At 72.0% G+C, this 21,902-nt stretch carries 18 protein-coding genes; 5 read left to right on the forward strand and 13 right to left on the reverse strand.

Annotated features, from left to right (window positions below; all coding sequences use genetic code 11):
* Window positions 1-21: 21 nt before the first annotated feature.
* On the forward strand, window positions 22-309 hold the full coding sequence (locus ACFYVL_RS20095) for a hypothetical protein (protein WP_389246591.1): 288 nt from the start codon (window positions 22-24) through the stop codon (window positions 307-309).
* Between the two features lie 110 nt (window positions 310-419).
* On the opposite strand, the gene ACFYVL_RS20100 is transcribed toward ACFYVL_RS20095, so the two are convergent.
* From ACFYVL_RS20100 to ACFYVL_RS20125, 6 genes are read right to left on the reverse strand one after another with little or no spacing between them, the layout of a single operon-like run.
* Complete coding sequence (locus ACFYVL_RS20100; protein WP_389246519.1) at window positions 420-1,484, reverse strand: pyridoxal-phosphate dependent enzyme; 1,065 nt, start codon at window positions 1,482-1,484, stop codon at window positions 420-422.
* A complete protein-coding gene (locus tag ACFYVL_RS20105) occupies window positions 1,469-2,530 on the reverse strand; it encodes a GHMP kinase (RefSeq protein WP_389246521.1) in 1,062 nt (353 codons plus the stop codon). Before ACFYVL_RS20105 ends, ACFYVL_RS20100 begins: the two co-directional genes overlap by 16 nt.
* The gene (locus ACFYVL_RS20110) at window positions 2,527-3,483 is read right to left on the reverse strand and encodes a Rossmann-like domain-containing protein (protein WP_389246523.1); all 957 of its coding nucleotides are present in this window, start codon (window positions 3,481-3,483) and stop codon (window positions 2,527-2,529) included. Before ACFYVL_RS20110 ends, ACFYVL_RS20105 begins: the two co-directional genes overlap by 4 nt.
* On the reverse strand, window positions 3,474-4,334 hold the full coding sequence (locus tag ACFYVL_RS20115; RefSeq protein WP_389246525.1) for an ABC transporter ATP-binding protein: 861 nt from the start codon (window positions 4,332-4,334) through the stop codon (window positions 3,474-3,476). Before ACFYVL_RS20115 ends, ACFYVL_RS20110 begins: the two co-directional genes overlap by 10 nt.
* Window positions 4,331-5,473: a FecCD family ABC transporter permease gene (locus tag ACFYVL_RS20120; protein ID WP_389246527.1), complete on the reverse strand. Its 1,143-nt coding sequence runs from the start codon at window positions 5,471-5,473 to the stop codon at window positions 4,331-4,333. The genes ACFYVL_RS20115 and ACFYVL_RS20120 overlap by 4 nt, the downstream gene beginning before the upstream one ends.
* Window positions 5,460-6,464: an ABC transporter substrate-binding protein gene (locus ACFYVL_RS20125; RefSeq protein WP_389246529.1), complete on the reverse strand. Its 1,005-nt coding sequence runs from the start codon at window positions 6,462-6,464 to the stop codon at window positions 5,460-5,462. The genes ACFYVL_RS20120 and ACFYVL_RS20125 overlap by 14 nt, the downstream gene beginning before the upstream one ends.
* Window positions 6,465-6,753: 289 nt before the next feature.
* On the opposite strand from ACFYVL_RS20125, the gene ACFYVL_RS20130 reads away from it, so the two are divergent.
* Complete coding sequence (locus ACFYVL_RS20130; protein WP_389246593.1) at window positions 6,754-7,965, forward strand: MFS transporter; 1,212 nt, start codon at window positions 6,754-6,756, stop codon at window positions 7,963-7,965.
* A gap of 382 nt (window positions 7,966-8,347) precedes the next feature.
* Here ACFYVL_RS20130 and ACFYVL_RS20135 read toward each other — a convergent pair whose 3' ends face one another.
* Complete coding sequence (locus ACFYVL_RS20135; protein WP_389246531.1) at window positions 8,348-8,566, reverse strand: hypothetical protein; 219 nt, start codon at window positions 8,564-8,566, stop codon at window positions 8,348-8,350.
* A gap of 247 nt (window positions 8,567-8,813) precedes the next feature.
* On the opposite strand from ACFYVL_RS20135, the gene ACFYVL_RS20140 reads away from it, so the two are divergent.
* Window positions 8,814-11,276, forward strand: coding sequence for a hypothetical protein (locus ACFYVL_RS20140; protein WP_389246533.1), 2,463 nt, complete (start codon window positions 8,814-8,816; stop codon window positions 11,274-11,276).
* 810 nt (window positions 11,277-12,086) lie between these two features.
* Here ACFYVL_RS20140 and glnA read toward each other — a convergent pair.
* Entirely contained in the window at window positions 12,087-13,496 is a 1,410-nt protein-coding gene (glnA, locus tag ACFYVL_RS20145; RefSeq protein WP_389246535.1) for a type I glutamate--ammonia ligase, read from the reverse strand.
* Window positions 13,497-13,807: 311 nt separating this feature from the next.
* On the opposite strand from glnA, the gene ACFYVL_RS20150 reads away from it, so the two are divergent.
* On the forward strand, window positions 13,808-14,275 hold the full coding sequence (locus ACFYVL_RS20150; RefSeq protein ID WP_389246537.1) for an RDD family protein: 468 nt from the start codon (window positions 13,808-13,810) through the stop codon (window positions 14,273-14,275).
* Between the two features lie 125 nt (window positions 14,276-14,400).
* On the opposite strand, the gene ACFYVL_RS20155 is transcribed toward ACFYVL_RS20150, so the two are convergent.
* From ACFYVL_RS20155 to lipB, 4 genes are all read right to left on the reverse strand, one after another.
* A complete protein-coding gene (locus tag ACFYVL_RS20155) occupies window positions 14,401-15,099 on the reverse strand; it encodes a DUF4191 domain-containing protein (protein ID WP_389246539.1) in 699 nt (232 codons plus the stop codon).
* 19 nt (window positions 15,100-15,118) lie between these two features.
* Window positions 15,119-15,313 (reverse strand): hypothetical protein, encoded by a 195-nt coding sequence (locus ACFYVL_RS20160; RefSeq protein ID WP_389246542.1) that lies wholly within the window; start codon window positions 15,311-15,313, stop codon window positions 15,119-15,121.
* 245 nt (window positions 15,314-15,558) lie between these two features.
* Window positions 15,559-16,527, reverse strand: coding sequence for a lipoyl synthase (lipA, locus tag ACFYVL_RS20165; protein ID WP_389246544.1), 969 nt, complete (start codon window positions 16,525-16,527; stop codon window positions 15,559-15,561).
* 114 nt (window positions 16,528-16,641) lie between these two features.
* Window positions 16,642-17,451, reverse strand: a complete 810-nt coding sequence (gene lipB / locus ACFYVL_RS20170) for a lipoyl(octanoyl) transferase LipB (RefSeq protein WP_389246546.1) — start codon at window positions 17,449-17,451, stop codon at window positions 16,642-16,644.
* A 238-nt stretch (window positions 17,452-17,689) separates the two neighbouring features.
* Here lipB and ACFYVL_RS20175 point away from each other — a divergent pair, with 238 nt between their 5' ends.
* Window positions 17,690-19,162: a regulator gene (locus ACFYVL_RS20175; protein ID WP_389246549.1), complete on the forward strand. Its 1,473-nt coding sequence runs from the start codon at window positions 17,690-17,692 to the stop codon at window positions 19,160-19,162.
* A gap of 76 nt (window positions 19,163-19,238) precedes the next feature.
* Here the strand turns inward: ACFYVL_RS20175 and ACFYVL_RS20180 are convergent, their stop codons facing one another.
* Window positions 19,239-21,491, reverse strand: coding sequence for a family 20 glycosylhydrolase (locus ACFYVL_RS20180; RefSeq protein ID WP_389246551.1), 2,253 nt, complete (start codon window positions 21,489-21,491; stop codon window positions 19,239-19,241).
* Window positions 21,492-21,902 lie beyond the last annotated feature (411 nt).

A 21,902-nucleotide genomic window follows, 5' to 3' on the forward strand; every position in this document is an offset into this window, starting at 1 on the left:
CTCGTGGCCGCTGCCGTACTCATGACGAATGCCCTGCCAGGAAAGCCGAAGAAGCCGACCGGGGCCGACCGCAGGCCCCTCAGGAAGAAGCCCCTCCCGGCCGGCCGGCCGCGCGAGTGGTACATCTCCCACAACCGCCGTCTCAAGGCCATGCGCCTGGCGATAGCCCTGATGGACACCGGGGTGTACGTCCCCGAGAAGGCGACCAACCGCAAGATCCGCGCCACGGCGGCCCGTGTGGGCATTCACCCGCCGTCCAACACCACGTGCCGGATGGTCCGTGAGCTGATCCGCGACGAGCTGGGCTGATGCGGACGCACTGAGGCAACCCTGCCGAGGGGAACGCCGGGCGGGCGGGCGGCGCCGGGAAACCGGAACCGCCCACCCGCCCTCTTGAGGGCGCGCGCCCGCGCCACCGGTCAGGCGTCCGCCGGACCGGCCGTGCGGGCAGCCGCGCGGGCAGCCGCGTCCGCCGTGGCATCGGCCGCCCGCGGCCCCGGCGCCCGGCCCCACCGCATCCGCGACCACGGAAGCGCCAGTTCCGCGGTGGACGTCACGTCCACCGGCTTCAGGTCCCCGACCGCCGCGGCCTCCTCGTGCCGGGCGAAGACCGAGTCCGCGTACCGGTGCCCGGTGTCGGCCGCCAGGAACAGTACGGTCCGGTCCGGTGCGAGCCCCCGCTCCCAGCGGGCCGCCAGATAACCGGCCCCGGTGGACAGCCCGGCGAACACCGCGTGCCGCCGCAACAGGTCGACGCTGCCGGACAGCGCCGTTGCGAACGACATCCAGTGCACGGTGTCGTACCGCTCGTGGGCGACGTTCCGGAAGGGGATGGAGCTGCCGATCCCGGCGATGATGATCTCCGGGTCGGCGACCTGCTCGCTGCCGAAGGTGACACTGCCGTACGGCTGGACACCGGCGAGCTGCACCCCCGGCGCGTGCTCCCGCAGGTATCCGGCGAGCGCCCCGGTGGACGCGCCCGAACCGACCCCGCCGACCAGGGTGAGCCGCCGGACGTCCGTCGTGCGCCGCACCAGGTCGGCGACCGCGCGGTAGCCGAGGTAGTGGATGTCGTCGTGGTACTGCCGCATCCAGTGGTAGCCGGGGTGCGCGGCCAGGATCTCGCCGACCCTGGCCACCCGCCGCCGCTGGTCCAGCTTGAGGTCGTCGCACGGCGGCATCTGCTCCAGCCGGGCGCCCAGCACCTCCAACTGGACGCGCAGCGTGCGGTCCACGGTGGTGGAGCCGACGATGACGCAGCCCATGCCGTACCGGTGGCAGGCCAGCGCCAGCGCGTAGGCGTAGATCCCGCTGGAACTGTCCACCAGGGTGTCCCCGCGCCGCACCGCCCCGCTGTCGAGCAGCTGGCGGACGGCGGCGAGCGCGGAGACGACCTTCATCGTCTCGAAGCGCAGGCACAGCAGTCCGTCGTCGAGCCGGACCAGATCGGGGCGGCCGACCGCCTCCGCTATGTGCGTGTCCACGAAAGGGCTCCGTTCCGGAGGGAGGTGCGAGGAGAGGAATGGGGGGAGGGACAAGGGGAGTACGGGAGAGCAGGGGGAGCGGCGGGGCCGTACGTGGCGAAGATCCGGGTGACGGGGAGGCCGAGTGCGGTCAGGGCCCGCGCGCACCCCCGCACCCGGCGCCGCAGCCCGCCGCCCGACGGGTCCAGGAGCAGCCCCGCCACGTTGCCGCTGTGCGCGACCTGCACCCCCACGGCGCCGAGCCGTTCCGCCACCTCCACCAGCGCGGGGAACTCCGGGTGCGCCAGCCGCCGCCGGCCGAGCCGCGCACTCGCGGTGGCGACCCGCCCCAGGAGCACCGGATCGGCCTCCCGCACCGCCTGCCGCAGAAGGTCCAGCAGCCTTTCGTACGCGTCGAGTTCGGCCACGCCGTCGCTCCCCGGGGACAGGTCGCGTCCGGCCAGTGCCAGTGTGTCCACCGGCCGGCCGCCGCCCAGCGTGCAGCCGACCACGACCACCGGCGGCAGCGCCTCGCCGAGCACCTCCAGCACCCGGCCCTCCCGCTGCGCGAACAGCACCGGGCGGCCGTCCAGCATCAACGGGTCGGACGCCCCCTCCGCCCGTACCGCGAGCGAGGCCAGGGTGTCCGCGTCCAGGTCCGCCCCGAAGGCGTCCGCGACCGCGCGCAGCGCCGCGAGCACATCGCTGCTGGAGGACCCCATGCCCAGCCCGACCGGGAGGCTGCCGCCCATCCGCAACTCGCCCCCGCACACCGGGGTTCCGGTGCCGCGCGCGCACTCCTCGACGGCGAGCCGCGCGGCCCGCAGCGCCTTGGTGCGGTCCGCCGGTGTCACCGTGACCGCGTCCGGCGCACTCCCCGGACGCGGTACGAAGCGCGCCCGGCTGCCCGGCCCGGGTACGGGCAGCGTCACCAGCCCCGCGCGCGGGCGCCCCGCCGGGTCGCGGAAGAAGCCCTGGAGGATCTCGCCGTGGTGGCAGGGCGCGTGCCCCGCACCGGTACGGCCCGGCCCGAGGACACGCGGCGGCGGTACGGCGACGGCCCTCACGCGACACCCTCCGCGACGGCGGCCCCGGCGGCGGAATCTCCGGCGACGGTGCCTTCCGCGGCGGCGGATCCCGCGGCGACGGTGCCCTCCGCGACGGCGGCCCCGGCGGCGGAATCTCCGGCGACGGTGCCCTCCGCGACGCCGGCCCGGTACCGGTACAGCACCGTGGGGTCCGCGCTGAACTGGGAGAACGGGAACGGTTCCGCCGACACCGCGCTCACCCCCGCCCCCAGGAACGCCCGCGCCACCGCGCTGCCGGTCTGCGCGTACACCACCAGCGGCACGCCCCGCTCCCGGCAGTGCGCCAGGACCGTGTCGAACGAGCCGTTGCTCAGGGTCATCCCGGTGGCCACCACCGCGTCCGCCGTCGCCAGCACCTCGCCCATGTCCGCGCCCACCGGGTCGCCCCACCGCGTCGCCCGCTGCCGGAAGTCGCACAGCAGCGGCACCCCGCCGCGTTCCCGGATCGCCGCGACCAGCGGATCGACCACCCCGATCAGCGCCACCCGGGCCCCTCGGCGCAGGTCGAGCAGCCCGGCTATCGCGGTGTCCCGGGCCACCGCCCGTACCTCCGGGGGCCCGGCCGGCAACGTCACCGGCTCCGCTCCCGGGTCGCCCCGGTGCGGGCGCACCGCCGCCAGATACGCGTCCAGCGCGGCCACCCGCACCGCCCTGGCCGGGTCCCGCAGCAGCGCCCCCAGCGAACTCCCCGACAGCGCCCCGCACACCCCCGCGTCCAGCTCGCCCGACTCGAAGGCGCAGGCCCCGAAGGCGGCACCGGCCCGCACCAGCACGTACTGGTTGAGGTACGTCGTGGTGCCGCCCGCCAGCCGGGTGCCGTGGTGCGCCCAGAACACACTGGTCGCCGTCAGCCCGTCCGGCGAAGGCCCGTGTCCGCCCGCCAGCACCTCCTCGACCAGTGCGTCCATACCGGCAGTCCTGATCACGTCCATGACACTTCCTTCTTCTCGTTCCCGTCCCGGCCCCCGGGCCGGTTCCCGTCCTGTTCCTCGCTGTGGCTCCGCGCCGGAGCCCCCGCCGGCGCGGCCCCCCGGTAGGCGACCGCGAGGCGGCCCAGCGGGTCGGTGCCGATCTCGGCGTCCACCTCGAAGACCTCCGCGAGCAGCGGCCTCGTCAGCACCTCGGCGGGCGTCCCGGCCGCGACCAGCCGGCCGTCGCACATCAGCAGCAGCCGGTCGCAGTACCTGGCGGCCAGCGCCAGGTCGTGCAGCGCCACCAGCACCGTCCGGCCGCTCTCGCCGAGCAGCTCCATCAGCTCCAACTGGTGCTTCACATCGAGGTGGTTGGTGGGCTCGTCGAGGAGCAGCGCCCGTGGCCGCTGCGCCAGCGCCCGCCCGATGTGCGCCCGCTGCCGCTCGCCCCCGGAGAGCGCGCGCCACTCCCGGTCCGCGAGTTCCGTCAGTCCCACCCGTTCCAGTGCCGCCGCCACCACGGCCCGGTCCGTGGCGCTCGCCCCGCCCCACCGGCCGCGGAACGGGGTCCGGCCCAGCCCCACCACCTCCGCGACCCGCAGTTCGCTCTCCAGGTCGACGGACTGCTCCACGAAGGCCGCCCGCCGCGCCAGACGCCGCGCGCTCCACCCCCGTACGTCCACACCGTCGTACGACACCGAACCGGCGTCCGGCGTACGCAGCCCGGCCAGGCAGCGCAGCAGCGAGGACTTGCCGGAACCGTTGGGCCCGATCAGCCCGGCCGTCGTGCCGGGCGCGACCTCCAGCGAGACCCCGCGCACCACCTCCCGGCCGCCCACCGACCAGGTCAGCCCCTCGGCGGAGATCCTCACAGGTCCCCCCTCCGGCGCAGCACCCACAGGAACAGCGGCACCCCGAGCAGCGCCGTGAACACCCCCACCGGCACCTCCCGCGGCGCGAACGCCACCCGCGCCAGCGCGTCCGTCCACACCAGGAACACCGCCCCGGCCACCGCCGAGAACGGCAGCAGCACCCGGTGCGCGGGCCCCACCAGGAACCGGACCCCGTGCGGCACGATGAGCCCCACGAACCCGATCGCGCCGACCGCCGCCACCGCGACCGCCGCCATCAGCGAGGTCACCACCAGCAGTACACCGCGCGTCCTGCGCACCTCGACCCCGAGCGAAGCGGCCGTGTCACTGCCGAACGAAAGCCCGTCCAGCGCACCGGAAGCGCCCCACACGAGCGCGCACCCGGCGGCCGTCACCGCCGCGCACACCAGCACCGCGTCCCACCGGGCCGACGCCATCGACCCCAGCAGCCACTGCGTGATCGCCCGCACCACGTCCGCGTCCCCGGAGGCCATCAGCACCAGCGAGGTCAGCGCCGTGAACAGCTGCGCCACCACGACCCCGGTCAGGACGATCCGCACCGAGTCGAGCCCGCCGTGCCCGAGCAGCAGCATCAGCAGCCCGAACGACAGCAGCGCCCCGAGAAAGGCCCCGCCGGTCACCCCGAAGGTCTGCGCCCCGAAGCCGAGGACGACCACCACCACCGCCCCGGTCGACGCCCCCGAGGACACCCCGAGCAGATACGGGTCGGCGAGCGCGTTGCGGGTGACCGCCTGGAGCACCGCCCCGCACACCGCGAGCGACGCCCCGACCAGTGCGGCCAGCAGCACCCGCGGCACCCGCAACTCCCAGACAAGCGAGTCCAGCAGGCGCGGCACCGGTGCACCGCCCGCCTCGATCCCCAGCCGCGAGGCGACGCTGCGCAGCACGTCCCCGTAGCCGACCGGCGTGGACCCGATCCGCACCGACACGACCACCGACACCAGCAGCACCACGCACCCGGCGGCGAACAGCAGCACCACCCGTGCGGTGCTCCGCCTTACCGGTACGGCCACCGGCGCGCCGTCCGTGCCGCCGGGCACCGGCTCCAGCGGGACGGAGGGGTCCAGCAGCGCGGCAGTGCTCCCCGCACCGGCGGCGCTGCCGCTAGCGCCGGGCATGGCCGAGGTCCTTCATCGCTTCGGTGAGCAGCGGCAGTGCGTCCACGGTCCGTACCGACGGGTCCATCAGGGTGCCGGGAATCGTGACGAACCGGCTTCCTGCGACGGCCGGCAGCTGGGCCATCACCGGGTTGCCGCGGATCGCCGCCAGCTTGTCGGCGGCGCTGTCGCCCGGCTTGCCGCGCTCGGACAGATCGCCGACCACGACGAAGTCCGGCTTCCGCGCGGCTATCTCCTCCCAGGTGACGGAGGGCCAGTCCTCGTCGAGGTCGTCGAAGACGTTCCGCGCGCCGACGATCCGGCTGAGCTCGCTGGCCATCGCGGTTCCCCCGGCGACGTACGGGGCGTCCCCGTACACCGAGTAGACCCACACCACCTTCGGTTCGCCGCGCACCGAGGCCGCGGACCCGGCCGCCCGGTCGAGCGCGGCACGCTGCTCCCGGACGAGCTTCGCGGCCCGCTCCTCGACGCCGAAGATCCTGCCCAGGTTCCGGTAGTCGTCCAGCAGCAGGTCGAAGGGGGACTTCCCGGCCGCGTTCTGCTTCGGGCAGTCCACCGCGCTCAGGAAGGACGGCAGCCCGAGCCCGGCCAGCTCCTCCCGGGTCCCGGTGCGGTCCTTGGTGAAGTGGTCGTCGAAACCGGCGACCACCAGGTCCGGGGCGGCGGCGCGCAGTTGCTCGCCGCCGAGCAGCTTCGGGCTGAGCACCGGGACCTTTCCGTACGCCGCCCGGTACTCCGGCGCGATCCGCGTCTTCAGGTTGGACGTGCCCGCCATCCGCCCCTGGAGCCCCAGTTCCAGCAGCACCTCGGTCGCCGACTGGTCGAGGGTGACCGCGCGCTGCGGCGTCTTCGGGAACGTCAACTCCCGCCCGCAGCTGGTGACGCGCACCCCCTCGGCGGCGGCACCGGCCTGCGGCGGACCCGCGGAACAGCCCGCCGCGGCGAAGGAGAGGGCCAGCGCGGCAGCGCCGACCCGGACAGAACGGGACATGGGTCCTCCGGGGGAGTGGTGGCAGGGGAACCGGACCGCAGGCAGGTGCTGACGCGGCCCGGAACGAGCGCTACTGTAACGGTAATCATTTTCAATAAGCTAGTCCCTCGTGGTCCCGGCCACGGGCCCGCACCTGCCCCCTGCCCTCCAACTCGTCGCCCTGCGAACTGAGTTGGCATCACCGAAACCCCAGGAGTTCCCCCTCGTGACGACCGCCCACCCCAGCCCACAGCCCCAGCGGGACCCGGCACCGCAGCCGGACCCGGACCCGGCCCCCGCCCGCGGCGTCCTGCGCGACCCCGGCTTCCTCCGGCTCTGGACCGGTACCACCGCGTCCGGCCTCGCCACCTGGGCGCTGCCCTTCGTCCTCGGCCTCGCGGTCCTGGACCGCACCCTGACCGCGCCCGCCCTCGGACTGCTGCTCGCCGCCCGTACCGCCGGATTCCTGATAGCCGTCGCGGTCGGCGGCGTCCTCGCCGACCGCCACACCCGGCGCGGTGTCGTCCTGGTGGCCGGTCTCGCCGCCGCTGCCGCCGCACCCCTGCTGGCCCTCGGACTCGGCCGCTCGCTGCCGCTGATGGTGGGCGCCGCCGCGCTGGCCGGCGCGGGACAGGGGGCCGTCCGGCCCGCGTTCCAGGCGCTCACCGCCGAGGTCGTCGCCCCGGAACAGCGCCAGCGGGCCAACGCCGCGACCACCCTGGCCGTACGGGTCACCACCCTGACCGGACCCGCCCTGACCGCCCTGCTCGCGGTCCTCCTCGACACGGCGTCCCTGCTGCTGGGCATCGGGCTGCTCTGGCTGGTCGCCGCACTCGTCCCGGGCAGGGGCACCCACCGCGGGACCACCGCCACCGACGCGACCGCGCCGCCGGAGCGCCGCCCCTCCCTCCGCGCCGAGTTCGTCGACGGGCTGCGCGAGGCCCGCCGGCACCCCTGGTTCCTGGCCGGGCTCGGCGCGCTGACCACCGTCATCGCCACCGGCTACTCCGCCACCGGCGTCGCCCTCCCCCTCCTCAGCCGCGACCGGTACGGCACCGAGGTCGTGCTCGCCGCCGCCATGACCGCCTACACCCTGGGCGCACTTGGCGGCGCCCTCCTGATGGCCCGCTGGCGCCCCGGCGCCCAGGGCCGCACCGCCCTGCTCGGCCTCGCCTGCTACGGCTTCGCGCCCCTCGCCCTCGCCCTGCCCGTGCACCCGGCCGTCGTCATCGCCGCGTACGTCCTGGCCGGCGTCGGCATCGAACTCTTCAACGTCCCCTGGTTCACCGCCACCCAGCGCGAGGTCGCCCCCGACAAGCTGGCCCGGGTCTCCTCCCTCGACTTCCTCCTCTCCTACGGTCTGGCCCCCCTCGGCCTCGCCCTGATCGCCCCCGCCCTCACCGCCTTCGGACCCACCCCGGTCCTCGCCGTCTGCGCCGCCCTCTGCTTCCTCGCCCCCGCCGCCGCGTCCCTCGCCCCGGGCGCCCGCCACTTCTCCACCCCGCGCACCCCGGCCGCGTAACGCCCCCGGGCACGACGGAGCCCCGCCACCGCCCGCGAGGGCAGTGACGGGGCTCCGTCGAGGGTGGCGCCGCGGCCTAGAGGTCGAAGTAGAGGTTGGAAACGCCTCTGACGTGCAGATACGCGTGAATCATCGAAGATGATTTCACGATCGGTGCACACTGCGGGAGGGCTCACAAACGGAGAGGCTGTGCCTTTGCCGGCGCCTGCCTGAAGATGACAGAGCCGCGCTGTTGGTGAGCATGGGTGCGAGGGGGCGAGCCCCGGCCTGGTCGACCAGCAGGTGCCGTACGGGGCGGTCGGTAGGGCGGTGGGCCCCAGGCGGAGCCAGTCAGGGAGCGGAACGGTTTGGCGCCGGGCGCCACCGATGTCGAGTAGGCCGGTCAGCGCCGGAAGGGACTAACCAACACGCGCAGCGCGAGCAGCAGTTGGCTGAGCATCAGCTCCAGGATTCGCGCGGCAGCGTGGCGACGATGGCTTCGGCGCGACCAAACCGCAGGCAGGACAACGCCCAGATAGAACAGGAGGAAGACGATCAGGAAGACGACACCTTGAGAGGAGAGCACGGCCGCAATGGCCCGGACGGCATCGGCGAATTGCACGAGGGGATCCCTTCGTTGAGAACGGGTCGATGGGGACTCTCGCTGTCCGTCCGACCCGTTCGGAACCCGGATTCTCTGTTTGTACAGTCGAAGCCGAGGGTGGGAGGTCACCGGCGTACGCCGAGGGGCCGTCCAATGGCAGGGCGAGGCAGATCGGACAGGGGGCGGCGTGCCGGGCAGGGCTGAGGAGCGGTTTCGATCGGACCTACGAGCTTTGGGGGAGTGGCGCCTCAGCAGGCTCAGGCCCGTGCCGGCTTTGCGTGGACTCGCGCGCAGCGCCCGTGTCGAATCGCCTTCGACAGTTGGCGGCTGGCTCCTCGGACGGAACCTGCCGACGTCCGCAGAGCGCCTGATTGGGATGGTCCGTGCGATCGATGCCGAGGCGAAGCGGCAGGGCGTGGAGCCACTGCTCGACGAGCGGCACCTCTTCGACCTCGACTACTGGCGCCGTCGCCATCGGGATGCCGTGGCCGAGCGGATTGGCGGGCAGAACGGCGGGACCGCGCGACAGCCGGTGTGCACGGACGTAGGGACCGGCAGCGTCGGCTCCCTCGATCTGCCGCGTCCGCTGGCCGACTGGCAGCCCGAGCGGCTCGGCGTGCACGGGGCGATCGCCGATCCGCTGCGAATGGCCGCAACTGGCTTCGTGCTCCCGGAGTACATCGCCCGCCGTCATGATCACGAGCTGCGAGACCTGCTGACGGATGCGGCGTCTGGAGAGAACCCAGTCCTGGTCGTGCTGAACGGGTACAGCTGCACTGGGAAGACTCGCACCGCGTACGAGGCGGTCGCGGCCTGCCTTGCTGACTGGGCGCTGGCGTATCCGAAGGACGCCGACAGCATGTATAGGCTGCTCGTGGCCGACGCCTTTGCCCCACGCACCGTGCTCTGGCTAAACGAGGCCCAGGAGTTGCTCGGCGGTCCTGGAGGTGAGGCCGCTGCCGCCGCCTTGCGTCGACGGCTGGAGCAGCCGGAGCCGTTGGTAGTCATCGCCACACTTTGGCCGGGCCACCGAATCGAACTGGCCGAGCGTCCGACTGGTGTGCAGGAACGCCACCCCCAGGCCAGGGCGCTGCTCGCGTCCGCGCGTGTGATCACTGTTCCTGCGGTCTTCGACAGCTCGGCGTTGGAGCGGCTGCATGAGACAGATGATGGTTCGCTGGCTGTCGCTGCGCGAACCGCCCCGGATGGTGCCATCACACAGACCCTGGCGGGGGGCCCGGACCTGGTCCAGTGGTACGAGCAAGCGGACGGAGCGCAGGACTGCTACGGCAAGGCCGTTGTCACGGCAGCGATGGACGCACGCCGACTCGGCCACACGTCTCCGCTCCCTTTCGCGCTGCTGGAAGCTGCCGCATCCGGCTATCTCACGGACGCTCAGCGCGCTGCAGCGCCCGCGGACTGGTTCGAGACCGCGTTGGCCTTCGCACGGATCAAGGTTAAGGACGTGGTGGCGGCCCTCGGCGACGTGGCCCGCGATCACGGCATGGGCGCTCGCTCGGGAGTGTGCCGCCTGGCGGACTACCTCGACCACTACGCCCGGACGGCTCGGCGTGAGTGTTTCCCGCCCGCCTCGTTCTGGCACGCCGTTGAACACCACGCGGCGACCGCCGCTGACCTGTACGAACTGGCCCGCTCCGCAGAGCGTCGGGGTCGGCTGCGCCTTTCGGCCGCACTGCTGCGCCGCGCGGGGGATGCGGGGCACGGTCCGGCTTGGGAGACGATCGTCACGATGATGGCGTACCGGGGCCTGACCGAGGAAGCCGAGACCGTGGCGCGGTCGGTTCTCAGGAGCGGGGATCCGGAGCCAATGCTGGCTTTGGCCTGGACGCTCAGCGAGTTCGATGGCCCTGACGAGACAGAGCGGCTGATCAGAGAAGCGGCCACGACGGGGCGGGCTTCCGCACTGACCTCGCTGGCGGCGGTTCTGTCCCACGGCCCGGAGGCGGAAGCAGCATTGACGGGTGCTGTGGCGCTCGGAGATCCGGAAGCACCCTTCCTGCTGGCTGAACTGCGCCGAAACACGGGCGACCTCGTAGAGTACGAACGGCTCCTGTGGTTGGGAGCATCGGCGGGTGACCGGAACGCCAAGGGTGCACTGGTGACACTCAAGTGCCGTGCTGACGAGTGGGACGAGGCCGAGCGTCTGGCTCGAACGTTCGCGGAGCGCGGCGATGGATTCGAATTGGCCATGATGGCGGTCGAACGGGACTCGGGCGGTGACCGGACAGAAGCCGAACGGCTGGCTTGGTCGGCCATCGAGCTGGCCGACCGGGACGCGTTTGACGCAGCGAAGCCGCCTTGGCAGGGCGCGACGTTTGCTGCTGCCGCCGTACTGCTGGGCCTGCACTTCGAAGACGAGATCGAAGCGGAGTCGATTCTGCACCGGCTGACGGAGTTCCGGAGCCCGCAGACTTGGGCAGTGGCGGCCTGGTTCCAGGAGGTACGCCACGTGGACCGGGCTGAGGCTCTGTATCGGCGAGCGGCAGGGCGGGGGAATCTCTACGCGCTGGAGCGGCTGGCCATGATGGAACGGCACCGGAACGCGGCCGGCGCTGAGCGCACGCATCGTGTGGCGGTCAATGTTGGCGGTGGCGTCCGCCTGCTCGCCGCTCTCTGGGAGGAAGAGGGTAGAGAGGAGGAGGCTGAGCAGGTGCGCTGCTACGGCCTGGAGATCGACGGTTCGATCGCCGATCCCTGGCCTTTCTAGCCCCTGACCTGCACTGGTTAGCTTTAGCTGCTAACGAGCTCGTGCATGGTTGGCGGCCGGGCTGCGCTGCGGCATGGCTGGTTCATGGGGAGCGTTGCCCGTGCGGTGATCGTCAACGGCCCGCGGATCACTGGTCTGAACAGGGATGTGATCACTGAATTCGTTGCCGAGATCGGCCTTCTTGCGGGCCCTGGTGGAGCTGGTCTTTGTCGACCTACTGCTCGTCGCGCTCCGGCGTCTCTACCATGGAGCCGCGCATGATGCGCTGGCCAGCTAGTTCAAGCTGAACCACTCCATCATCACCCGTGCGATCCGTGAGATACGCCCTTTGCTGAACCAGCGAAGGTGTGTGGCGGCGATGATCTGTCCTGGCCGTGGAGCATTTGAGTAGCGCCCTGCCGCATCCGACGCTGGATACTCGGACCCGGTCCCGTCGCTGCTCATCGGCTTGGCCGGGGAAGTCAGTGCTGGTCTAGGCAGTCTGTGGGGAGTCCTAGTACTTCACCTGCCACCAGGCCAACTCGATCTTCACCGAATCTCATTCGGGACGAAGAGGTCGGGTTTCAAGGTGAATGAACGTGTGTGCGAGCGTCACACCCAGGGCTGCGACACAGAACGAGTGAGGCCACCACTCCGACGGGAGTGGTGGCCTCACTGTTGCTGACGCGACGTCAGGGAATCGGTCCGGCGGTGCACACGCGGTGCACAAGAGGGCGGAAAGCAAGCGGGAACAGCGAGTACTGCTGAGCAGTGTTTTCGCAGGTCAGTGCTTGTTTCCAGGAACCCTCGCAGGTCGCCTGGACCTGATCTTTAGAGGTCGAAGTACAGCTCGAACTCGTGCGGGTGCGGGCGCAGCTGGATCGGGGCGATCTCCTGCGTGCGCTTGTAGTCGATCCACGTCTCGATCAGGTCGGGGGTGAAGACACCGCCGGCCAGCAGGTACTCGTGGTCGGCCTCCAGGGCGTCGAGGACGGCCGGCAGGGAGGTCGGGACCTGCTGGACGTTCGCGTGCTCCTCGGGAGCGAGCTCGTAGAGGTCCTTGTCGATCGGCTCCGGCGGCTCGATCTTGTTCTTCACACCGTCCAGGCCGGCCATCAGCAGGGCCGCGAAGGCGAGGTACGGGTTGGAGGACGGGTCCGGGGCGCGGAACTCGACGCGCTTGGCCTTCGGGTTGGAGCCCGTGATCGGGATGCGCATCGCGGCGGAGCGGTTGCGCTGCGAATACACCATGTTGACCGGCGCCTCGAAGCCCGGGACCAGGCGGTGGTAGGAGTTCACCGTCGGGTTGGTGAAGGCGAGCAGCGACGGGGCGTGCTTGAGGATGCCGCCGATGTAGTAGCGGGCCATGTCGGAGAGGCCGGCGTAACCCTGCTCGTCGTAGAAGAGCGGGCTGCCGTTCTGCCACAGCGACTGGTGGACGTGCATGCCCGAGCCGTTGTCGCCGAAGATCGGCTTCGGCATGAAGGTCGCGGTCTTGCCGTTCTTCCACGCGACGTTCTTCACGACGTACTTGAAGAGCATCAGGTCGTCGGCCGCGGCGAGCAGCGTGTTGAACTTGTAGTTGATCTCGGCCTGGCCGGCGGTGCCGACCTCGTGGTGCTGGCGCTCGACCTGGAGGCCGTTCTTGTCCAGCTCCAGGGAGATCTCCGCACGCAGGTCGGCGAAGTGGTCGACCGGCGGGGTCGGGAAGTAGCCGCCCTTGTACTTGACCTTGTAACCGCGGTTGTTCTCGGTGGAACCGGTGTTCCAGGCGCCGGCCTCGGAGTCGATGTGGTAGAAGCTCTCGTTCGCCGACGTCTGGAAGCGGACGTTGTCGAAGACGTAGAACTCGGCCTCGGGACCGAAGTACGCGGTGTCCGCGAAGCCGGTCGAGGCGAGGTACGCCTCCGCCTTCTTGGCCACGTTGCGCGGGTCACGGCTGTACTGCTCGCCCGTGATCGGGTCGTGGATGAAGAAGTTGATGTTGAGCGTCTTGTCACGGCGGAAGGGGTCGATGCGGGCCGTCGAGAGGTCCGCGCGCAGCGCCATGTCGGACTCGTGGATGGCCTGGAAGCCACGGATCGACGAGCCGTCGAAGGCGAGCTCCTCGTCCGGGTCGAAGGCCGAGGCGGGGATCGTGAAGTGCTGCATCACGCCCGGCAGGTCGCAGAACCGGACGTCCACGAACTTGACGTCGTTCTCCGCGATGAAATTCTTGGCTTCGTCGGCGTTCCCGAACATCCAGCTCCTCCTACTCCCGCCCGGGGCCGGACGGGGTTGCCGCTCTTCTGCGGGTCTTCGTGCGGGCCAGTGCGGTGGCACACGCTGGCGTCGACCATAGGCAGACGGGATTTCTCCAGCATGACCCATTTGTTTCGCCCAAGTTAACCAGCACCCTCCAGCGACAGCCCTCGGAGCGTCCGGGCGGATACCGTCGGCGCCCCGGGGACCGCCCCGCCCGGCCCCCCGCACCGCCCCGGGACCGCCCCCGGACCGCGCCCGGACCGCCCCCGCCCGGACCGTAACGAAAGGGGGCGCAGTACCTTGGACGGGTGGACAACAGGCAAGCAATCGGATCGTGGCTCTCTGGGCCGCGCGCGGCGGCCGAGGAAATGGGCGCCGATTTCGGACACCGGGGCAAGCGCCTCGGCCTGCCCCCCGAGGGGCCGGGTTCGGTGGCCCCGGTGGGCCGCCGCTTCGGCGCCCTCTTCGTCGACTGGCTGCTGTGCCTGCTCATCGCGTACGGGCTCTTCGCCCGCGGCGACACCCAGGCGGCCGGCAACTGGGCGCTCGGCATCTTCCTCGTACTGAGCGTGCTGACCGTGGGCACGGTCGGCTGCACCCCCGGCAAGCGCCTCTTCGGCCTGCGAGTCGTCTCCGAGCACGGCGGCCGGCTGGGCTTCGGCTGGGTCGTGGCCCGCAGCGTGCTGCTCTGCCTGGCGATCCCCGCGCTGATCTGGGACCGTGACGGCCGCGGCCTGCACGACCGCCTCTCGCGCGCCGTACAGGTGCGGATGTAGCCGGACGGCCGACAGGCGGCCGAACCGGTCGGGCGACCGCCGGCGAAGCCCCGCGCACAGCAGGACGGCCCCGGAACCCTTCGGTTCCGGGGCCGTCTTCTGCGTAGAAGGAACGGGGGAGCGGGTCAGCGGCCGCGCGGCATCTTCATGCCCTTGGGCATCGGACCCTTCGGCAGCGGCATGTTGCTCATCAGGTCGCCCATCGCGCGCAGCCGGTCGTTGGTCGCGGTGACCTGCGGGCCGGTGAGCGGGCGGGGCAGCTTGAGCATGGTGGTGCGGACCTTCTTCAGCGGCGTCTGGTCCTCGCCGTTGCCGACGATGATGTCGTGCACCGGGACGTCGGGACCGACGATGCGGGCCATCTTCTTCTTCTCGGCGGCCAGCAGCGTGCGCAGCCGGTTCGGGTTGCCCTCGGCGACCAGCACGATGCCCGCCTTGCCGACGGCCCGGTGGACGACGTCCTGGTTGCGGTTCATCGCCACCGCGGGGGTCGTGGTCCAGCCACGGCCGACGTTGTCCAGCACCGCCGCGGCGGCACCCGGCTGCCCCTCCATCTGACCGAAGGCGGCGCGCTCGGCGCGGCGTCCGAAGATGATCGCCATTCCGAGGAAGGCCAGCAGGAAGCCGAGAATGCCCAGGTAGACCGGGTGACCGATCAGGAACCCGAGGCCGAGAAGGACACCGAAAATGACGATGCCCACGCCCGCGACCACAAGACCCACCTTGGGGTCGTTGCGCCGGGTCATCTTGTACGTCAGGGCAATCTGCTTGAGTCGCCCCGGGTTCGCAGTGTCCGCGTTCGCTGCGCGTTCCTTCCTCGCCATACGAGAAAGTTTACGTTGCCTAGGACGTACGAGCGGACACGGCCTCCAGTACGTGTTCCGTCTCCACCCGGTCCTTGGCCCGGCGCCGGTCCTCCAGCACGGAGGTCCACGCGTTGCGGCGGGCGGTGCGCTGCCCGGTACCCATCAGCAGCGACTCGACCAGTCGCAGGGCGTCGGTGACGGACGGGAGGGCGTTGGCGCGTACGGCCTGCATGTCGGGGGTCCCCCTCTGGAATACGGCGTATCGGCGTGACCGGAGAATCGCGGTGTGTGAACCCAGGGTCACTGATTGGTGTTACCAGTACGTGACCGACCGGTCAAACACCGATGAAACCTTGACGGTACGGGTGAAAACGCTGACGCGGCCCGTACGACGCCCCGACCTGCGGGGGTTGTACGGGCCGCGTCGTCGCGGCGTGCCGCCGGCACCGCGTGGCTGTGCCGGGATTCACATGGTGCTCAGAGTGCGGGCGAGGCCGCCACCGGCGTTCCGCGGCGCTCCATCGCCTGGCCGTACAGCCGTCCGGCGCGGTAGGAGGAGCGGACCAGCGGCCCGGACATCACACCGGAGTAGCCGATCGCGTCGGCCTCGTCCTTCAGCTCGACGAACTCCATCGGCTTCACCCAGCGCTCGACGGGGTGGTGCCGCGGCGAGGGCCGCAGGTACTGGGTGATGGTGATCAGCTCGCAGCCCGCCTCGTGCAGGTCGCGCAGCGCCTCGCTGACCTCCTCACGGGTCTCGCCCATGCCGAGGATCAGGTTCGACTTGGTCACCAGACCGGCCGCGCGGGCCTTGGTGATGACGTCGAGGGAGCGCTCGTACCGGAAGCCGGGGCGGATGCGCTTGAAGATGCGCGGCACCGTCTCCACGTTGTGCGCGAAGACCTCGGGGCGGGACTCGAAGACGACGTCCAGCAGCTCGGGGACCGCGTTGAAGTCGGGGGCCAGCAGCTCCACCTTGGTACGCCCGGCCTCGCGGCCGGCCGTCTGCTGGTGGATCTGGCGCACGGTCTCCGCGTACAGCCAGGCGCCGCCGTCCTCCAGGTCGTCGCGGGCGACGCCGGTGATGGTGGCGTAGTTCAGGTCCATGGTGACCACGGACTCGCCGACGCGGCGCGGCTCGTCCCGGTCCAGCGCCTCGGGCTTCCCGGTGTCGATCTGGCAGAAGTCACAGCGCCTCGTGCACTGGTCGCCGCCGATGAGGAAGGTCGCCTCGCGGTCCTCCCAGCATTCGTAGATGTTGGGACAGCCAGCTTCCTGGCACACCGTGTGCAGTCCTTCGCCCTTCACCAGGGCCTGCATCTTGGTGTACTCGGGACCCATCTTCGCCCGGGTCTTGATCCACTCGGGCTTGCGCTCGATGGGGGTCTGGCTGTTCCGGACCTCCAGGCGCAGCATCTTGCGACCGTCGGGTGCGACAGCGGACACGTCCAGCACTCCCTCTTGCCAAAAACGGCTTCGATTCTTCGGCGAACACCAGGGTACGCCCGATATTTGTATGGCTTTACGTCCGGACAACCTGGGGCCGGACAAGGGCATTCCCTAGGCGGAGGCCGTCTCGGGTGCTTTCTCCACGACGCGCGGCGCCAGTGCGGCTGCGGCCATCACCTCGCCGAGGTGCTTCTCCACCACCGGCAGCACCTCCTCGATGGTGACGTCCCTGCCCAGCTCGCCCGCCAGCGAGGCCACGCCCGCGTCGCGGATGCCGCAGGGCACGATGCGGTCGAACCAGGTGTTGTCCGGGTTCACGTTCAGCGAGAAGCCGTGCATGGTGACGCCCTTGGCGACCCGGATGCCGATCGCCGCCAGCTTGCGGTCCTCGCGCCGCTGGCCGGCGTTGGAGGGCGCGTACTCGGGGCCGTTCAGCCGGGCGTCGAACTCGGGGTCCGACAGCCGGGGGTCGAAGTCCAGGGAGAGACCGCCGACCGCGGGGCGGTGCTCGACGGGGTCGCCCAGCACCCACACGCCGCTGCGGCCCTCGACGCGGGTGGTCTCCAGACCGAACTCGGCACAGGTGCGGATCAGGGCGTCCTCAAGGCGCCGCACGTGCGCGACGACGTCGACCGGACGGGGCAGCTTCATGATCGGGTAGCCGACCAGCTGACCCGGGCCGTGCCAGGTGATCTTGCCGCCGCGGTCCACGTCCACCACGGGCGTGCCGTCCAGGGGGCGCTCGCTGTCGTCGGTGCGCCGCCCCGCCGTGTAGACGGGCTGGTGCTCAAGGAGCAGACAGGTGTCCGGCACCTCGTCCGCGAACCGGGCGGCGTGCACCTCACGCTGCTTCTGCCACGCCTCGCGGTACTCGACGGCATCGCCGCCGAACCCCCATCGGACAAACCGCAGGTCACTCACGGTGGTGTCTCCTTCGTATCGCACGCCCCCTGCAACTGTACGGCCGCGGGAGCAACCGCCCGTGGGCAGGGCGGTGACCGGGCGAAGGACGGGGTCTCCGTCAGCGCCTTCCGTGAATCGTCACACGATCGGATGAAGCAGAGGCGCAGAAGTCGGTTGGAGGGCCCGGAATCGCTAAATTCGCGCCGTTCCATGAGGGCTGTACCCGGGGCCCGGAAGGCAGGAGAGCTCAGAGCTGATGACGGAACGACCTCCGCAGCGCATCCCCAACCGACAGCTCGCCGCGCTCATCGCAGAAGCGGGATTCTCCAACGCAGGACTGGCCCGGCGGGTGGACCAGCTGGGGCTGGAGCACGGACTGGACCTCCGCTACGACAAGACGTCGGTCACCCGCTGGCTGCGCGGCCAGCAACCCCGCGGCACCACGCCCGCACTCATCGCCGAGGTGTTCACCCGCCGCCTCGGCAGACGCCTGTCCGCCCAGGACCTGGGGCTGGACGCCTGCGCCCCGGTCTACGCGGGCCTCGAATTCGCGGCCACCCCCGAGGAGGCCGTCGACATCGTCAGCGGTCTGTGGCGCAAGGACTCCGGCAGCCACGCCGAACTGCGGAAGATCGCCTTCACCCCGGCCGGGCTCGTCGTGCCCAGCCGGGACTGGCTGATCGGCCGGGCCGACGACCGGGTGGGCCGCGGCGCGGAACCCCCGCCCGTGCCGCAGCCGGCCGTGCCCGGCGTCCGGGTCCCCGTCCAGGGCGGCCGGCCCGCCCCCGCGATGCCCCGGCAGCGGCAGACCGACCGGGGGCCCGGACAGCGGGTCACCTCCGGCGACATCGCCGCCCTGCGGTCGGTGGCCGAACTCTTCCGCACCCTGGACCACGCGTACGGCGGCGGCCACGCCCGGCAGGCCCTCGTGCGCTACCTGGAGCACGAGGCGGAACCCATGCTGCGCGGGGTCTACGGGGAGGCGACCGGCCGGCGGCTGTTCGCCGCCGCCGCCGATCTGACCCGGCTGGCCGGCTGGACCTCGTACGACATCGCCGCCCACGGCCTCGCCCAGCGGTACTTCGTGCAGGCGCTGCGGCTCGCGCAGGCGGCGGGCGACCGGGCCTACGGTTCCTACGTGCTGGTCACCATGAGCCGCCAGGCCGTCTACCTCGGGCACGGGCGCGAGGCGGTCCAGCTGGCCAGGGTCGCCCAGCAGGGCGTCGGCTCCGCCGCGCCGCCCGTCGTCCAGGCCCTGCTGCACGCCGTGGAGGCGCGCGGCCACGGGGTGCTCGGCGAGGTGCGGGCCTGCACCTCCTCGCTCGTGCGGGCGGAGCGGGCGATGGAGGCGTCGCGGCCCGGCGACGACGTACCGCACTGGGCGAAGTTCTTCGACGAGGCGCAGCTCGCGGACGAGTTCGGGCACTGCCACCGCGACCTCCAGCAGTACCGGGCCTCCGCCCAGCACGCCGAGCGCTCCCTCCAGCTGCGCCCGCACGGCTATGCGCGCAGCCGGCTGTTCTGCCGGGTGGTGCTCGCCCAGGCCAGGCTCGGCCTCGGCGAGCTGGACCAGGCGTGCACGCTCGGTGCCGAGGCGGCCCAGCAGGCCTCCGAGATGCGCTCCGCGCGGGCCACGGAGTACGTCCGCGAGTTCGAGCGCAGGCTGGAGCCCTACCGGGACGCCGCCGCGGTGCGGGGCTACCGGGACCGGGTCGCCGCCCTGGGGTGACGGCCCGGCCCGGCCGGCCCGCGGCGCACCACCGGTGGTGCGCCGCGGGCCGCGCGCGGTTCGGCGGCGGTGCGGCTCAGCGGCCGTACTGCGCGAACCGCGCGCGCACCTGGGCGGGGCTCAGGGCCGCGTCCCAGGTGAGCAGTTCGTCCAGGTCGCCGCGGAGCCCCGCCTGCGGGGTGCCGATCGAGCGCAGCGGCAGCGGGATCGAGGCGGCCACCGAGCCGACCCGCTCCCCGTCGGCGTACAGGGTCGTCCTGCCCGGAGTGGTCACCCAGGTCAGCTGCACCCACTCGCCCAGCGGGAGCGTGTAGCCGAAGGAGTGGTCCGCGCCCCCGTAGCGGGTGAAGCCGACCCGGCCGGTGCCCCGCTGCTGGAGCTTGAGGGCGCCCGCCTTCGAGGAGAGCAGCACCTGGTCGGCCGTGCGGCCCGTCGAGCGCACCCAGGTGGACACCGTCCACGGCTCCGCCACGTCGAGACCGCCGAAGCCGACCCCGTCCCGGTCGCTGTCGAACCGCCATGCCTGGCCCCGGACCCCGTCGGACACCGGCACCGGGTTGTTGATGATGTACGAGCTGCCCGGCAGCGAGCCCGCGCTGTCCTGCGCGTACAGGGTGTTGCCGGGGCTGCCCGCCCAGGTCCAGCCGCGCGGGTAGGGCTTGGGGTCGAAGGTCCAGTGGTGGGCGGGCTTCGAGGCGCCGGTGCGCGGCTTGCTCGGAGGCTCGGTCACCCCGGGCGCCTCGCCGATCCTGGCCAGCCTGGCCCGGAAGGCGTCGAGGGTGTCGGGGACGGGGGAGGCGTTCCAGGAGCGGTCGGCGAGGATCGCGCGCGGGGCGCGGGTGTGCTCCTCGAAGTACGCGTCGTCGGCCCAGAAGTTGTAGTCCGCCCAGTTGGTGATCATCGAGCCGAGCATGTCGGAGGAGGTGCTCGGGGCCCAGCTCCCGTACATCCAGGACTCGTCGGGGTACCGGTTGTGGTAGTTGTTCGGCGTCACGTAGAAGGGCGCCAGGGCCAGTTCGTCGTGGCCGGGAATCGCCGGGTCGGTCCCCGAGCCCTCCCAGTTCATGAAGACGACCGAGGGGTTCACCTTCTGCTGCGGGGCGGCCATGTGCTCGGAGCCGTTGTATACGACGGTGCGCCTGCCGTGACGCGCGAGCACCGCGTCGAGGGTGTTGATGTACCGGTTGAGCAGGTCGCCCAGGGTCGAGACGTCCGGGTCGGCCGCCAGGTGCTCCTTCACCCTCGGACAGTCCGCGAGCTGACCGGGCAGTTCGTCCGCGCCGATGCTGAACAGCGGGGCGTCGAACCAGCCCGCGAACTCCGCCACGACCTCCGCGGACTTCGCGACCGCCCGCTCGCTGGTCATGTCGACCATCCAGTTCGGCGTCAGGTGGGAGTGGGTGTGCGCGGGGGTGCACGGGTTCGGCCCGTCGCCGAAGCCGATGCCGAACGCCTCGGTGAGGACGGTGGCGTGCCCCGGTACGTCGATGCCGGGCATCACCTGCACGTGGTGGCGGGCCGCGAACCTCTTGAGGCGTTCGATGTCGGCCCGGTCGTAGCTGTGCTCCGGGTCGGCGAGCCCGGGGAAGCGCGGGCTGTTCAGCCGGAAGCCCTCCGAGTCCGCCAGGTGCAGGAAGAGGGTGTTGAGCTTCTGGTCGCCCATCCGCCGCACCAGGTTCTCCAGGTACGACGGCTGCCAGTACTTGCGTCCCGCGTCCAGCATCACGGTGCGCATCCGCTGCGCCGGTACGTCCAGGGAGCGGGCGCGCGGCAGGGTGCGGTGGTCGGGGGCGGCGCGCAGCAGCTGCAGGAGGGTGCGGGTGCCGTAGAAGAGGCCGTGGGTGGAGGCGGCGTCGATGCGTACCGCCGCCGCGCTGTCCAGCCGGTAGCCCTCGGCGCCGAGCGCCCTGTCGTCGCTCAGGCGCAGCACGATGTCGCCCTTGGCGGCCCGCCGCGCGTCGGTGCGCACCGGCAGGGTGAGGCCGCTCACCGCGCGGATGTCGTCCCGCAGTTGGGCGGCGACCTGGGCGGGGGTCTGCGACGAGGGGGCTATCAGCTCGCCGCGGCCGGCGGGCAGCGTGGTGGTGCGTTCCGGGGTGGCGCCGCCCGGCCGCGCGGGGACCGGGGCGACGAGTATCCGGCTGCGGTGGGTGAGCGTGCCGGACCCGCCGAGGCCGGTCCAGGAGGTGGGGCGGGGCACCACGTCGGGGACGGCGGGGGCGGTGGTGCCGGCCGGGGGCGCGGGTCTCGCCCCGGCGGGGGAGGGGGCGGTCAGGGCCGTGGCCAGCAGCCCGACGAGGAGGGAGAGGACGGGTACGGCGCGACGCATGGGGCCTCCGGATCAGGCGGCAGGGGGCGGGACGCGGCTGAGCACACCCGGGGCCGTCGCCGGGGGCCGGGCAGGGCGACGCCGTGCGTGCACGGGCCGTACGCGATCCGGAACGGTCCGACGTATGCCCCGCCACGGCCTCCTGGGCAACCCCGGGGGTGCAGAAGCTCCACGGGACCGTAGTGAGGTGTAGACCACCTGACAAGGGGACCCGCAGGAAAGGGAGTTGGACTTTCCTGCGGGCCCGACTCCGATCCGGGGCCATAGATCGGAGGTGTGGGGGGTGGTGGGTCCGCACCCCGGGCCCCGGGGGCGGACCCCGCCCGGCGGGCCCAGGCGGCGCCCGGGGCCCGGGCCCCGCCCGCGCAGCCCGGGCGGCTCCCCCACTCGGGCAGGCTCGCCCCGGCTGCC

It is taken from the genome of Streptomyces sp. NPDC004111 (assembly GCF_042874215.1).
Lineage (GTDB): Bacteria > Actinomycetota > Actinomycetes > Streptomycetales > Streptomycetaceae > Streptomyces.